The sequence below is a fragment of the Microtetraspora fusca genome (assembly GCF_001570365.1).
In the GTDB taxonomy this organism is placed as follows: Bacteria; Actinomycetota; Actinomycetes; order Streptosporangiales; family Streptosporangiaceae; genus Microtetraspora; species Microtetraspora fusca.
Map to the genome: position 1 here is coordinate 96,217 of NZ_BBYK01000039.1, position 14,153 is coordinate 110,369.

Annotated in this window: 13 protein-coding genes; 6 read left to right on the forward strand and 7 right to left on the reverse strand. The window is 69.9% G+C overall.

Translation table 11 applies throughout. The features are described 5' to 3' along the window. Positions 1-82: 82 nt before the first annotated feature. Positions 83-2,572 (reverse strand): sigma factor, encoded by a 2,490-nt coding sequence (locus AWQ68_RS03455; protein WP_066934534.1) that lies wholly within the window; start codon positions 2,570-2,572, stop codon positions 83-85. A gap of 131 nt (positions 2,573-2,703) precedes the next feature. On the opposite strand from AWQ68_RS03455, the gene AWQ68_RS03460 reads away from it, so the two are divergent. After that, positions 2,704-3,240, forward strand: a complete 537-nt coding sequence (locus AWQ68_RS03460) for an orotate phosphoribosyltransferase (protein WP_066934537.1) — start codon at positions 2,704-2,706, stop codon at positions 3,238-3,240. On the opposite strand, the gene AWQ68_RS03465 is transcribed toward AWQ68_RS03460, so the two are convergent. Both AWQ68_RS03465 and AWQ68_RS03470 read right to left on the reverse strand, forming a co-directional pair. Further along, positions 3,218-3,652: a hypothetical protein gene (locus tag AWQ68_RS03465; RefSeq protein ID WP_157544840.1), complete on the reverse strand. Its 435-nt coding sequence runs from the start codon at positions 3,650-3,652 to the stop codon at positions 3,218-3,220. The two genes, AWQ68_RS03460 and AWQ68_RS03465, sit on opposite strands and share 23 nt — an antisense overlap. 78 nt (positions 3,653-3,730) lie before the next feature. Beyond that, the gene (locus AWQ68_RS03470) at positions 3,731-4,417 is read right to left on the reverse strand and encodes a DedA family protein (protein ID WP_066934540.1); all 687 of its coding nucleotides are present in this window, start codon (positions 4,415-4,417) and stop codon (positions 3,731-3,733) included. 137 nt (positions 4,418-4,554) lie between these two features. Between AWQ68_RS03470 and fbaA the strand changes: the two genes are divergently transcribed. The 4 genes from fbaA to AWQ68_RS03490 all read left to right on the forward strand — a co-directional run bounded on the left by fbaA (position 4,555) and on the right by AWQ68_RS03490 (position 8,699). Further along, complete coding sequence (gene fbaA / locus AWQ68_RS03475; RefSeq protein WP_066934543.1) at positions 4,555-5,577, forward strand: class II fructose-bisphosphate aldolase; 1,023 nt, start codon at positions 4,555-4,557, stop codon at positions 5,575-5,577. A 230-nt stretch (positions 5,578-5,807) separates the two neighbouring features. After that, a complete protein-coding gene (locus tag AWQ68_RS03480; RefSeq protein WP_066934545.1) occupies positions 5,808-6,227 on the forward strand; it encodes a DUF3151 domain-containing protein in 420 nt (139 codons plus the stop codon). Between the two features lie 155 nt (positions 6,228-6,382). Next, a complete protein-coding gene (locus tag AWQ68_RS03485) occupies positions 6,383-7,666 on the forward strand; it encodes an adenylosuccinate synthase (protein ID WP_066934548.1) in 1,284 nt (427 codons plus the stop codon). A 106-nt stretch (positions 7,667-7,772) separates the two neighbouring features. Continuing rightward, a complete protein-coding gene (locus AWQ68_RS03490; protein ID WP_066934552.1) occupies positions 7,773-8,699 on the forward strand; it encodes a glycerophosphodiester phosphodiesterase family protein in 927 nt (308 codons plus the stop codon). On the opposite strand, the gene AWQ68_RS03495 is transcribed toward AWQ68_RS03490, so the two are convergent. Together AWQ68_RS03495 and AWQ68_RS03500 are read right to left on the reverse strand one after the other, a co-directional pair. Further along, the gene (locus tag AWQ68_RS03495; protein ID WP_066934554.1) at positions 8,696-8,923 is read right to left on the reverse strand and encodes a ferredoxin; all 228 of its coding nucleotides are present in this window, start codon (positions 8,921-8,923) and stop codon (positions 8,696-8,698) included. The genes AWQ68_RS03490 and AWQ68_RS03495 overlap by 4 nt on opposite strands. Before the next feature lie 13 nt (positions 8,924-8,936). Next, a complete protein-coding gene (locus AWQ68_RS03500) occupies positions 8,937-10,136 on the reverse strand; it encodes a cytochrome P450 (RefSeq protein WP_066934556.1) in 1,200 nt (399 codons plus the stop codon). Positions 10,137-10,260: 124 nt separating this feature from the next. Here AWQ68_RS03500 and AWQ68_RS03505 point away from each other — a divergent pair, with 124 nt between their 5' ends. Then, positions 10,261-10,896, forward strand: coding sequence for a TetR family transcriptional regulator (locus AWQ68_RS03505; protein WP_066934558.1), 636 nt, complete (start codon positions 10,261-10,263; stop codon positions 10,894-10,896). 3 nt (positions 10,897-10,899) lie between these two features. Here AWQ68_RS03505 and AWQ68_RS03510 read toward each other — a convergent pair whose 3' ends face one another. Further along, a complete protein-coding gene (locus AWQ68_RS03510; RefSeq protein ID WP_066934560.1) occupies positions 10,900-12,375 on the reverse strand; it encodes an AAA family ATPase in 1,476 nt (491 codons plus the stop codon). A 223-nt stretch (positions 12,376-12,598) separates the two neighbouring features. Continuing rightward, a complete protein-coding gene (locus tag AWQ68_RS03515; RefSeq protein WP_245655728.1) occupies positions 12,599-13,645 on the reverse strand; it encodes a magnesium and cobalt transport protein CorA in 1,047 nt (348 codons plus the stop codon). Positions 13,646-14,153 lie beyond the last annotated feature (508 nt).

Below are 14,153 nucleotides of genomic sequence, written 5' to 3' on the forward strand. Positions count from 1 at the left end.
AGCCCCGATGCCATGGCGTTCACGGAGACCGTACCAGTTTGTCCTGGTCTTGCCTGCCCCTCATTTCGCTATGGATCAGGCGCTATGGAATGGTCGGCACGCTGATCGCGGCCACCCCGAAGAGCAGCGCGTCCTTTCTGGTCAGGACGTTGAGCGCGGGGCTCTGACCACGCAGCGTCACCGCGTCGCGCCGCGGCCCGGCCTTCCCCGGCCAGCTCAGGACCTCCAGCCGGGCCTCCCGACCCCCGGCCCCCAGCCCGCCGAGCGTGACGTTGAGCGGACGCCCGCCCCGCAGCAGCGACGCGGTCTCCAGCACCGCCGCCTGCCCGTACGGCTGCCGCGGATCGGAGGCGACCACGACCAGCGTCCATCCGGCCCGGCCCGCGGAACCGGCGGCACGGGCCGGGCCCGGGGCTGCGGTTCCGCTCCGGCTCGGTGCGGGAGTGGCGGAGGAACCAGCGCCGGTCCCGGAAGCGGCCATGGAAGGAACGGCCGGGGTGGGCGAGGCGGCGGCCGTGGAAGGAACGGTCGCCTTGCGAGAGGGAGATCCGGAGGGCCGGAGCACCTTCCCGGAGGCCGGTGCGACGGTCGCGATGGACGGGTCCGCAACCCACCACACGCCGTTCGGGCCGGCGGCGCGCACGAGGCGCGTCACGTCGGCGAACGCGAGATAGCCGGTCCCGGAGGAAAGCGACCGTCGGGTCAGCTCGGTGGCGCGCACCGTCACATAGCTCGCCGATCGCGGCGCCCGGACCCGGACGACCCCGGCCGGGGAGCTCCCCTCCCTGCCCGCCGACCAGTACAGCCCGGCCCAGAGCACCCGGGCGCGGCTCGGCAGCGAGAGGCGGGCCGAGCTGGAGCTCCGCGTCGAGGGGTCGCGGTCGCGGTCGACGAGGACCTTCGCCGCGCAGCCGGACGTCTTCGATGGGCAGGCCAGCAGGTCGCCGCCGACCGCCTGGCCGGTCAGGTGCCCGTCGGCGGCGAAGCGCGCGGTGGCCCCCGACGCGCTGACCCCCTTGGCCGACGTCGCCGCCGCCCGCAGCGTCCCGGCCCGCACGCGTACGGCGGGGCCGCGGTCGCGTGGCGCGTTCCCGGCCACGGTCACCGGCAGGAAGAGCGAGGTGGCCTGGCCCGGCGCGAGCCCGTCGTGCGCGCACCGCACCCCCGTCCCGCTCGTATGGCACGCCCACCCGCCGGGCGCCGCCGAAGCGGCGGTCGAGCGCCCCTTGCCCGCCGAGGCCGCCGCCGGGGCGACCCCGCGGGGCAGGTCCACGGCCGCCTCGACCTCGGCGGAGGCGGCGTTCCCGGTGTTGCGCAGCCGTATCGCGACGACGCCGCGCCGGTCCCGTACGAGCGCGCCGACCGGCTCGACGGTCGCGGCGAGCCGGGCCGTCCGAGGGACCGGCGCCTGTGCCTGCTTCCTGGTCATGACCGGCCGCTCGGCCGCCGGGGCGGGGGTCGTCGCTCCCGAGGACGACCCGCCGCCGGCCGTCCGGGGACGCGCGGAGCCGGTGGCCGACGGAGAGGGCGACCGCCCAGGCGAGAACGGCACGAGAGAGGAGGGCGCCGACGGGACGGACACGGGTGAGCGCGCGGGCGGCGAGGGCACCGGCTGCGGCCCCGATCGACCCTCGACATCGCTCTCCATGGCGCCGGTGCCATCCCGCTGGTCGTGGACGCCCTGGGCGGCGGGGTGCCGTCCGCTGACAACCGTGGTGGAGAGGAGCAGGCCGCCGGCGGCGGCCGTGGCCGCACCCGCGGCGGCCCAGTACGCCAGCGGCACCCCCCGCAGCCGCCCCCACACGCCGCCGGCCCGCGTCCCGCTTCCCTCCTCCGCCACCCCGTTCAGCGCGGCGAGATACCCGGTGAGGAAGGGCCCGGCGATGAGCGGGCCGACGACGACCCGCAGCCCCTGGACGAGGTCGGACAGTTCGAGGAAGACCGTGCGGCAGTCGACGCAGTCGGCGACGTGGCCGTCCACCATGCGGGTCTCCCGCCGGCTCAGACCGCTCCGGACGTAGGCCCCCATCTTCTCCAGCATGGTGCGGCAGCCGGGAAGCGGCCCGGCGTCGAGGTGGATCTGCAGGAACGCCTGGCGCAGCCCCTCCCGCGCGCGGAACGCGAGCGCCGCGACCCCCTTCGCCGACAGGCCGAGCATCGGGGCGATCTCCATCGCCGCGCAGGTCTCCACCTCGGTGTGCCACAACACCATGCGCCACCGCTCCGGCAGCGAGAAGTACGCCGCGGCGACCGGCGAGCGCTCCAGCCCCGCGTACGCCGGGTCCACGTACGGGGCGCCGAGCTCGTCCTCGTCGCGCTGCCCGGCGGCGGTACGGCGCAGCGCGGTCAGGAGGTAGGGGCGGAAGGCCGTCTCGGGACCGCTCCCGCTCCTGATCGCGTTGAGCACGGCCGCGAACGTCTCGGAGAGGATCTCGTCGGCCTCGGCGTCGCCCTCGACCATCTGCCCGGCCAGGGAGCGGGCCGCGGTGACGTGGCGGTCGAAGAGGGCGGCGTAGGCCGACACGTCGCCGCCCCGCACCGCGTCCAGCAGTTCTGCATCGGTTTGCCGCATTCCCGCACCCATTGTTACCTCACGATTACGCTCCGTCGTCCCGCACATGATTCCGCCGACCATGTACCGGCTAAACCGATGACGGGCCCTTACCTCCGGAGCGGTGCTCGTGACCTCGTAGGCTGGGCGCCATGAACGACCGCGAGAAGCTGCTTGACGAGATCAAAAAGAAGGGGGTCGTGCACGGCAGGGTCGTGCTCTCCTCGGGCAAGGAGGCCGACTGGTACGTCGATCTCCGCCGCATCACGCTGGACGGCGTGGCGGCACCGCTCGTGGGTCGGGTGATGCTCGACCTGACGGAGGACCTCGGCTACGACGCGGTCGGCGGCCTGACGCTCGGCGCGGACCCCGTCGCGACCGCGATGCTGCACGCCGCCCACGCCCGCGGCCGGGTGCTCGACGCCTTCGTCGTACGGAAGGCGGGCAAGGCGCACGGCCTGCAGCGCCGCATCGAGGGGCCGGACGTGAAGGGGCGCCGCGTGCTCGCGGTGGAGGACACGACCACCACGGGCGGCTCCGTGCTGACGGCCGTGGAGGCGCTGCGCGAGGCGGGCGCCGAGGTGGTGGGCATCGCGACGATCGTCCACCGGGGCGGCGACGAGAACCTGGCCGCCACCGGCCTGCCGTACCGGTCGGCCTACGGCCTCACCGACCTGGGTCTCGCGTGACTTTGAACGACTGGCGTTCCCCGGCCTCGCCCGGGGGACGCTGGGCCCCGTTCTCCAGCACCGTGACGGTGCTCGCGTCGCCGAGGACCACGTCCAGCTCGGGTTCGAAGTAGGAGGCCTGCTCGCCTCTGGTCATGTCCCGGTCCATCAGCACGTCTCCGCCGGGGACACGGACGAACACCGGGCATCGGTCGGCACTGCACACGATCTGCACGGTCGGGGCACGCGTCCCCGCGGGCGAGGGCGAGCCATCGGTGGCCGCGGGGGTGGCGGCGGCCCCGGCCTCGTCCGTGCCGAGGGCCGTCATCAGCGCTTTCCCTCCGACGGCGAGGAGGGCCAGCGCGAGAAGGACCACCAGGCCGATGAGTACCAGCCGGGCGATCCCCATCGGGTCAGACCTGTGGCGTCCCACATACCGGAGAGTAGCGGTTCAGCGAACAGGTCAACAGGACCCAAATGGGGATTTATCGCACTTTCAGCAAGTAAAGGGTCAGCGTCGGGCGTGGTGCTTGCCCCTCGGGGCGGTGGCGTCGCCCTTGGCCTTCCGGTTCTTCAGAACCTCGCGGACGATCGGCACCAGCGACAGCACGACGATCACGAAGACGCCCGGCAGGATGTACTTGTCGATGCCCTCGACCTTCGCGCCGAGGAAGTGGCCGAGCAGCAGCAGCGCCTCGACCCACACGACGCCGCCCAACACGTTCCACAGGAAGAACTTGCGCGCGTCCATTTCCAGAACGCCGGCCACGGGGTTCATGAAGGTGCGCACGATCGGCATGAACCGCGCGGCGACCACCGCCTTGGCCGGGCCGAACTTCTGGAAGTAGAACTCGGCCTTTTCGACGTGCTCCTTTTTGAACAGCCGGGAGTCGGGCTTGTCGAAAAGCTTGCGGCCGATTCGCGCGCCAAGAAAATGGCCGAGCTGGGCGCCGAGGATCGCGGCCAGCGGCGTTCCGATGAGCAGCGTCGGCAGCGACAGGGGTTCGATGCCCAGTCCCTGGGCCGCCGCGGCCGAACTGAAGATCCCGGCTGCGACCAGCAGTGAGTCGCCGGGCAAGAAGAAACCGACGAGCAACCCGGTCTCGGCAAAGATGATCGCGATGACGCCGACCGTCGCGAAGGCGCCGAGCATGGTCAGCCACCACTGCGGGTCAAGGAGGTTCAGGATCACGTCCACGCCCAGAGCTTACCGGTCCGATATGAGGCAAGACTGAAAGAAGACAGGCCGCGGACCCGAGCCTGCTTCACACATCGGCGGGGGCTTCGGGATACTTGCGACCGCCGGTAACTGTCTCAGAAGGAGATGAATTTCCGATGCCTATCGCGACTCCAGAGGTCTACGCCGAGATGCTCGACCGGGCCAAGGAGGGCGGCTTCGCCTACCCGGCGATCAACGTGACCTCGTCCCAGACCCTGAACGCTGCGCTGCGCGGCTTCGCCGAGGCGGAGAGCGACGGCATCATCCAGGTGTCGACCGGCGGGGCGGAGTTCCTCTCCGGCACGACGGTCAAGGACATGGTGACCGGCTCGGTCGCGCTGGCGGAGTACGCCCGCGTGGTTGCCGCGAAGTACCCGGTCACGGTGGCGCTGCACACGGACCACTGCCCGAAGGACAAGCTGGACGGCTTCATGCGGCCGCTGATCGAGATCTCTCGTGAGCGGGTCGCCCGTGGCGAGGAGCCGCTGTTCCAGTCCCACATGTGGGACGGCTCCGCCGTACCGCTGGAGGAGAACCTCTCCATCGCCTCCGAGCTGATCGACAAGTGCGCCGAGGCTCGGGTGATCATGGAGATGGAGATCGGCGTCGTCGGCGGCGAGGAGGACGGTGTCGTCGGCGAGATCAACGAGAAGCTGTACACCACGCCGCAGGACGCCATCGCCACGGCCGAGGCCGTCGGCCTGGGCGAGCGCGGCCGCTACCTGCTGGCCGCCACCTTCGGCAACGTGCACGGCGTCTACAAGCCGGGCCACGTCAAGCTGCGCCCGACCGTCCTGAAGGAGATCCAGGAGGCGGTCGGCGCCAAGTTCGGCAAGGACAAGCCGTTCGACCTGGTCTTCCACGGCGGCTCCGGCTCGCTGCTGGAGGAGATCCACGAGGCCATCTCGTACGGCGTGGTGAAGATGAACATCGACACCGACACGCAGTACGCCTTCACGCGACCGGTCGCGGACCACATGTTCCGCAACTACGACGGCGTGCTGAAGGTCGACGGAGAGGTCGGCAACAAGAAGGCCTACGACCCCCGCTCGTACGGCAAGGCCGCCGAGGCGGGCATGGCCGCGCGCGTCGCCGAGGCGTGCGCGCACCTCAAGTCGGCGGGCACCAAGCTCGGCTGATCCGAGGCCGGGTGTCACAAGGCGTCGCGCGGAGCGGGCGTGATCCGCTCCGCGCGACGCCGCGTCTTCCCCGCGACACCGCGTCTGCCCTGTGACGCCGTGTCTGTCCTGTGACGCCGCGTCTTCGCTGGGCGCGGAAAAGACACCGCGTCTTCGCGGCATGGAAAAGCGGCGCGGAAAGTAGATTCACCCCCGGGTGAATCCGGCGATCCCCTCGTTAGAATCGATCGATGGAAACGCACGAAAACCTCCTGGCCGGTCCGCCGCCCACACTTCTCCCGGACAACACCGAGGCCCGGCAGATGCTGGAATCCGGTGCCAAGGCGGCCGACGTGGCCGCGCGCTTCCCCGCCTACTCCGGCGCCTGGGCGTCGCTCGCCGACGACTACTTCGCGGCCGGCCACGCCGTCACCTCGTACGCGTTCGCGCGCACGGGCTACCACCGCGGGCTCGACCAGCTCCGGCGCGCCGGTTGGAAGGGCCACGGCCCGGTCCCCTGGGACCACGCCCCCAACCGCGGCTTCCTCCGCTGCCTGTACGCGCTGAGCCGCGCGGCCAACGCCATCGGAGAGAAGGACGAGGCCGAGCGGTGCGCGCAGTTCCTGCGTGACAGCAGCGCCGAGGCCGCCCGCTTCCTCAGCGGCAACTGACCTGCCCGAGCCGGCGGAGCCGTACATCGGGGGTGGGACGCCCACTTAGCACCCGTGGATCCCATTTTCCGACCGGCTCAGGTAGTCTCAGGTTGCAAGAGGCCCCTGTCGTACTTGCGTCAGGGGTTTTCGTTTTGTGGTGCAGGAGTCAGACCATGCCGGCTGTGGTTCTCGTAGGTGCCCAATGGGGCGATGAGGGCAAGGGAAAGGCCACCGACCTGCTCGGCGGTGACGTCCACTACGTCGTTCGCTACCAGGGCGGTAACAACGCGGGCCACACGGTGGTCATCGGTGACCAGAAATACGCCCTGCACCTGCTGCCCACGGGCGTGCTCTCCCCCGACGTCGTCCCGGTGATCGGCAACGGCGTCGTGGTGGACCCGGGCGTGCTGCTCAGCGAGATCGACGGTCTGGCCCAGCGTGGGATCGGCGCCGAGCGGCTGCTGATCTCGGCGAACGCCCACCTGATCATGCCGCACCACAAGGCCATCGACAAGGTCAGCGAGCGCTACCTCGGCAAGGCCAAGATCGGCACGACCGGCCGCGGCATCGGCCCCTCGTACGGCGACAAGATCTACCGCATGGGCATCCGCGTCCAGGACCTGCTGGACCCGGGCATCCTCAAGCAGAAGATCGAGATCTCCCTGGGCGACAAGAACCAGATCCTCACCAAGATCTACAACCGGCGCGGGCTCGACCCGGCCAAGGTGCTCGACGAGTACCTCGGGTACGCCGAGCGGCTCAAGCCGCACATCACCGACACGTCGCTGGTGTTGAGCAAGGCGCTGGACGAGGGCAAGGTCGTCCTCCTCGAAGGCGGCCAGGGCACGCTGCTGGACATCGACCACGGCACCTACCCGTTCGTGACCTCCTCGTCGCCGACCTCCGGCGGCGCGTGCATCGGCTCGGGCATCCCGCCGTCGCGGCTCACGCGCGTCATCGGCATCCTCAAGGCGTACACCACGCGGGTCGGTTCCGGGCCGTTCCCGACCGAGCTGACCGACGAGATGGGCGACTGGCTGCGCTCCACCGGCGGCGAGTACGGCGTGACCACGGGCCGCAACCGCCGCTGCGGCTGGTTCGACGCGGTGATCGCCCGGTACGCCACCCGGATCAACGGCGTGACCGACTTCTTCCTCACCAAGCTGGACGTGCTGTCCGGGCTCGAGCGGATCCCCGTCTGCGTCGCGTACGACGTGGACGGCGTGCGTCACGAGGAGATCCCCATGACGCAGACCGAGTTCCACCACGCCAAGCCGATCTACGAGGAGCTGCCCGGCTGGCAGGAGGACATCACCGGCGCCAAGACGTTCGAGGACCTGCCGCCCAAGGCGCAGGACTACGTCAAGGCCCTGGAGGAGATGAGCGGCGCCCCGATCTCGGCGATCGGCGTCGGTCCGGGCCGCACCCAGACCCTCCAGATCCGTCCGCTGATCTGAGCGGGCTTCCCTCACTTCGCGGGACTTCGCGACGTTTGAGGGGATGCGCGCCCAACGGGGTACGGATGCACGGGGAGCGAAGGGCGACACAGTAGGGTTCGCCGTTGTGCACGGACACGTTGAAATACACGGCCATCGGGGGGCACGCGGGCTACGGCCCGAAAACACGCTCCCCGGGCTCGCCTTCGCGCTGGAACTCGGGGTCGACGCGCTGGAGTTCGACGTCGCCCTGAGTTCCGACGGTCAGATCGTGCTGACCCACGATCTGATCGTCTCGCCGGTGACCAGCGCGGACACCGGGATGGCCATTCCTGGCGACGAGATGTTCCCCTATGTCGGCAAACCGATCGCCTCCCTGTCGCTCGCCCAGCTCAGGACGCTCGACGTCGGCATCCGGCTGCCGAAGCGCCCCGACGACCCCTTCGCGCTCACCCAGGTCCCGCTGCCCGACACCCGGATGCCCACGCTGGGCGCCGTGCTCGGCCTCGTCGACGCGTACGGCGCGGACGGGGTCAGGCTGCACGTCGAGCTGAAGTCCAACCCGGAGCGCCCCGATCTGACGGCCGATCCCCGCGAGTTCACCGAACTGGTGGCGGAGGAGCTCGACCGGCACGGCAGGCTCGGCGACGCCGCCCTGCTCAGCTTCGACTGGCGCATCCTGGTGGCCGCCCAGCCGCTGGTGGATCGCCGGTTCGCGCTGGTCGAGGAGGTCACGATGGCTCCGGCCTGGATGAACGGCCTCGACCTGGCCGACTTCGACGGCGACCTGGCGGCCGCGGCCGAGGCGGTCGGGGCCACCACACTCTCCCCCGACCGCGTGCTGGTCGACGACACCCTGATGGCCGCCGCGTCGGATCGCGACCTGCCGGTCGTCGTCTGGACGGTCAACGACCCCGACGAGGCGGCCACGCTGCTCGACCTCGGCGTGGCCGGCCTCGTCACCGACTATCCGGACCGGATGCGGCGGGTGTGGGCCGCCCGCGGCCTCCCCCTGCCCACGCCGATCCCCCCGCTCCGCACCGCCGTCGCCTAGTCCCGCTCGGCCCGGTCCCTGTCCGCGTACGGCTCCGCGAGGGACAGGGCGCCGGACGGGCAGAGCTGCACCGCCCGCCGGACCGCGTCCGCCATCGACGCGGGCGGCTCGGGATCGAGCAGCACGACGGTGCCGTCCTCCTCGCTCTGGTCGAAGACCTCGCCCAGAGCGAGGACACACATGCCGGCGCCGATGCAACGGCCGGTGTTCGCGATGATCTTCATCGCTCCCCCTCTCCTACCAGGTGACCGGCAGCCGGTGCACCCCGTAGATCGCCATGTCGGTCCGCATCGGGACCTCCTCGGCCGGTACGGCGAGACGCAGGCCGGGGAACCGGCGCAGCAGGGCCGGGTAGGCGATGCGCATCTCCGTCCTGGCGAGTTGCTGGCCGAGGCACTGGTGGATGCCGTGGCCGAAGGTCAGGTGCCCGCTCGCCGGCCGCGTGACGTCGAGCTGGTCAGGCTCGGGGAACCGTTCGGGGTCGCGGTTGGCGGCGGCCACCGAGAGGGTCACCGACTCGCCCGCCCTGATGAGGCGACCGTCGATCTCGACGTCCTCCAGAGCGGCGCGTATCGGGCCGATGTGGATGACGGTCAGATAGCGGAGCAGCTCCTCGACCGCGTGGTCCACCACCTCGGGATGGTCGCGCACCGCGGCGAGCTGCTCGGGGTTGCGCAACAGGGCGAAGGTGCCGAGCCCCAGCATGTTGGCGGTCGTCTCGTGCCCCGCGATGAGGAGCAGGGTGGTGATGCCGGTGAGCTCGTCGTCGGTCAGGTCGGTTTCGGTCGCGAGCCCGCTGACCAGGTCGTCGTCCGGCTCGGCCCGCTTGCGCCGTACCAGGTCGTCGAGGTAGTCGAGCAGGTCGTTCATCGCGGCCTCCACCTGCTCCACCGAGGAGTTCAGGCTGAGCAGCACCGACGAGTCGCGCTGGAACTTCTCCCTGTCGGCGTACGGGACGCCGAGCAGCTCGCAGATCACGAGGGACGGGATCGGCAGCGCGAACGCCTGGACGAGGTCGGCGGGGGCGCCCACGCGCTCCATGGCGTCGAGGTGGTCGCGGGTGATCTCCTCGATCCTCGGCTCGAGCCCCTTCATCCGGCGTACGGTGAACTGCCCGGCCAGCAGCCGCCGGTAGCGGGTGTGATCCGGGGGGTCCATCCGCAGGAAGAAGCCGGGCCGCCGCAGGGTGTTGCGGAACTGCGCGGCGCGCTGCGCCACCGGCGTGTGCAACAGGTCGATCCGCGTGCTGAACCTCGCGTCGGCGAGGATCGCCCGGGCGGCGGCGTAGCCGGTCACCAGCCAGCCCTGGTGGCCGTCGGGGTAGGCGAGCGGGCGGATGGGATCCTCGTCGCGCCACAGTCCGAGGGCGTCCGGCGGATCGAAGGGGCGTTCACGCGTAAGGGGGAGTGTCACAGGACGGGTCGTGGCCTCGGTCATGACGGGCTCCTTGTGGGAGAACGCGATGGGAATAGGGTGCGGATGTCGCTTCGCCTCTCCTCACGGAACAACATTTAATGCAAAATTGCAATGGATGAAGATATATCTGCGGTAAATTCAGAACATGTCGGACCCTCCTGGCCTGCGGGAACGCAAGAAGATCCGCACACGGAACGCGCTGATCGACGCATCGTTGCGGCTGTTCGACGAGAAGGGATTCGACGAGACCACAATCGCGGAGATCGCGGCCGCCGTCGATGTCTCGCCGAGAACGTTCTTCAGCTATTTCACGAGCAAGGAAGACGTGGTCTTCTACGACAATGAGGCGCGGGTCGCCGAGGCGCTCGACGTGATCGCGAGCCGCCGCCCCGGCGAGACCGCGATCGACCTCCTGGCCCGTGCCGCGCGGCACACCGTGGACCGCGACTTCCACGGACCGGAGCGCTCGCCGGAGTCGGCCGCGCGGCGCGAACGCCTGATCGAGTCGGTCCCGGCGCTCCAGGCGCGGGCGCTCCGCCTGCTCTTCGACACACAGCGGCGGGTGGCCCGCGCCCTGTACGAGGCCTGCCCCGGTGAACTGGATCCCGTGGAGGCGGCCGCGGCGGTCGGCGCGCTGGTCGGCGCGGCCAGGCTCGCCGCCATGACCAGCCACGACAGCGGGGCCTCCTGGGAGGAGACCCGGGCCGCCGCCCAGAGGGCGATCGACATCACGATCAGCGGGCTCGCCTCCCTCCGCTCCCGCGAGGACGAGCCCGGATAGGCGCTATGCGCCGTTGTACAGACGGTCGAGATCGACCAACTCGACGTCCACACGCGCGTCCGCGACCCGCCGCAGACTCTCGGTGAACCCCGAGCGGCCGAAAAGCAGCAGCTTGGGAAGAGGACCGACCTTCGCGGCCGGCAGGAGGCCGCGAAGGTGTTCGAGCCGTTGCAGATGCGGGACGTCCATCGCCGTACTGGTCCCCTTCGCCTCGCCTATCGCAGTGATCCGCTCCGTGGAGAACGAAGGAGACTCGGTCACGACGATGTCGATCTCATGTCCCTGCCGGTGCTCACGGCAGGCGATCTCGGTGGGGCGAACCCTGGAAGCCACTCCCCCGACCGTCTCCGGATCGGCGTGTTCGAAGCACCACTCCCGGGCCAGATCCTCGAAGTGCGGCCCGTAGATCTTTCCGGCCACGGTGTCGGCGGCCTCCGCCCAGACCCGGCTTGCCCGGCCGATCACCAGCTCGGGCTCGTGCCGTTGGATCAGGAGCTGATGGAAGCGGACGACCGGCTCCGCGATCCGGTACATGCTCCGCTTCTCCCGGAACGCGTCGTCCACCTGGTCGATCAGGCCGATGTCCCGCAGACCTGACAGCAGATGACCGAGCGCGCTGCTCGGACGCCCGAGCACCGACGCGATCTCGGAGCGGCGATGGTTTCCCGCGCTCAGGGCCGCCAGGGTCGCCGCGTACGAGGTGGGGTCGCTGATGGACGTGTCCTCCCGCAGAAGCAGGCTGCCCTCGCGGAACATGGCCGAGGCGGGATTCAACAAACGGCGCGCCACCCACTCGTCGAAGTCCGCCACGGAGGAGGGGGGCGAGCCTCCGCTCATTTCGAGGTATGCGGGGGTTCCCCCAAGCAGCGCGTGCAGCCGGAACGCCAGTTCCGGGTCATGTGACACCCGCCAGAAGGCCGCCGTCTCCCGGTAGCGGAACGGGCGGACGACCAGCTCCATGCTCGCTCGCCCACGGAGCGGAGCCCCGCCGCCGAGCAACTCGGCCATCGTGGTCAACGCGCTGCCACAGAGGATCATCCTGGTGCGGCTCCGCTCCTTGGCGAAGCTCAGCGGGCTGAGCGCCTGCTGAATGTAGGAGGGAAGCCCCGGACTTGCGGCGATCAAGTAGGGAAACTCGTCGATGATCATGGGGACGGCGCGGTCCTCACCCAGCCGGAACAGTTCCTCCAGAGCCTCCCTCCAGGACGGGAAGCTCACGGGCTGCCGAAGGCCGAGAAAGGCACCGTACGCGGCGCCGAGATCGGCCAGGTTCTGCGCCTCGCTCTGCTGCGTGGCGGCGAAGAGGAAGCCTGAAGTCTGCCGGGCGAGAAGTTCGAGCATCAACGTCTTGCCCTGGCGTCGCCTCCCGTAGACGAGGCCCAGCGTTGCGCCCAGAGTGGACGTGGAGGCGAACTCCGTGAGCTCCCGCCACTCCGTGTCGCGCCCGAACAGCCGCTCCGGCTTCCCCGTGCTTGACATCCATCACCCCAGGGCTGGCAGAACTATGATAGCTACAACTATCATAGTTTTAGCTATCATTCTTCCCCGGGAACTCGCGCAGAGAACGCGGTCGGCCTCTCCTCGTCGGAATCGCCCGGGGGAACGGGGCGCGAATGTCCCGGCCTCGACCTTGGGGGTCGCCGAACCACGCCGACGTCACCGCGTCTTGCAGGGCGTGGTGGTCGGCGTCGGAGGCGCGGTCTCAGAGCCAGCCGTTGCGGCGGAAGGCGCGATGGAGCAGCGCGCAGACGACCGCCATCAGACCGAGCGCCGCCGGATACCCCCAGTACGTGTCGATCTCCGGCATGTGGGTGAAGTTCATGCCATACAAACCGGCGATCATCGTGGGCACGGAGATGATGGCCACCCAGGCCGAGATCTTGCGCATGTCCTCGTTCGCCAGCGCGTTGGAGCGGGCGAGCGCGGCCTGCAGGATCGAGTCGGACAGCTCGTTGGACGACTGGACCTGCTCGCACACCCGGGACAGGTGGTCGCCGACGTCGCGGAAGTACTCACGCATCTCGGAGGGGATCATCCGCCGCTGGGGAAGGGCGTTGAAGGGGCTCTGCAGCGGGCCGACGGCGCGCTTGAGCTCCAGCATCTCGCGCTTGAGCTGGTAGATCCGGTTGATGTCCCGCGAGCTGACCTCGGCGAAGACGGCCGCCTCGACGTCCTCCAACTCGTCCTGCATCAGGTCGGCGACGTACAGGTACTTGTCCACGACGAAGTCGGCGATGGCGTGGAGGACGCCGGTCGGGCCGCGCCCGAGCAGCTTGGGGTTGTCCTCCAGCTTCTCGCGGACGTCCGCCAGGGAGCACTGCTCGCCGTGCCGTACGGTGACGACGAAGTCGGGGCCGACGAACGCCATGATCTCGCCGATGGCGATGATCTCGCTCGTGGCAGTGGGCGTCTGGTGGTCGAGGAAGGCCACGGTCTTGAGCACGACGAAGAGGGAGTCGCCGTACCGCTCGACCTTGGGCCGCTGGTGCGCCTTGATGGCGTCTTCGACGGCGAGCGGGTGCAGGCCGAAGACCTCGGCGAGCCACTCGACCTCGGGGGCGGCGGGCTCGTAGAGACCGACCCATACGTAGGCGTCGGTGGCGGCGCTGGCGTCGTTGTGCGCGCGGACCATGCTGACGGCCTCGGGGATGCCCGCGGCCTCGACCTTCTCGCCGCCGATGTAGGCGCCGTATTCGATCAGGGAGGTACTCGGCGGCACGCAGCGGTCGGTCACGGGCTTGTCAAGCACGGGCTTGACCAGTCGCGGCGGGATCACCCGGGCGTGCCGTGAAATCAGTGGAAAAAGCGTTGAGGAGCGCATGGCGGACCCTTCCCGCCCGAGTCGGCACGCTCCACGCGCGACGCAACGTCACCCCTTTTTCAGGCGTGAGCTTGCCTCTCGGGCTCACAGATCAGGTGGTCGGGAATGCGCACGTCGTACGTGCGCCGGCACGTACTAACGGGGTCACCAGAAGACACCCGAACCACCTCCAATCGCCACGAGACACAGCGAAGCTGGGCTAACCTATCACATTCGCCTGGCTCGTCTCTAGGATAACGAGCCCCTCCGCCGCGATCAGGTACTTCCCCACAAAAAGCCACCAAGCACCCTGAGCCCCTCGATCCCGCCAGGGGCCGAGCGGACGAAGAACCGCCGGCGCCCCCCAAACCCACCCACAAGGGGCGCCGCATGCACGAAGCCAGGCCACCACCCGCCCGCCCGCCCGCGAGGGGCGCGGCGGTGTCTGGACTGAGGA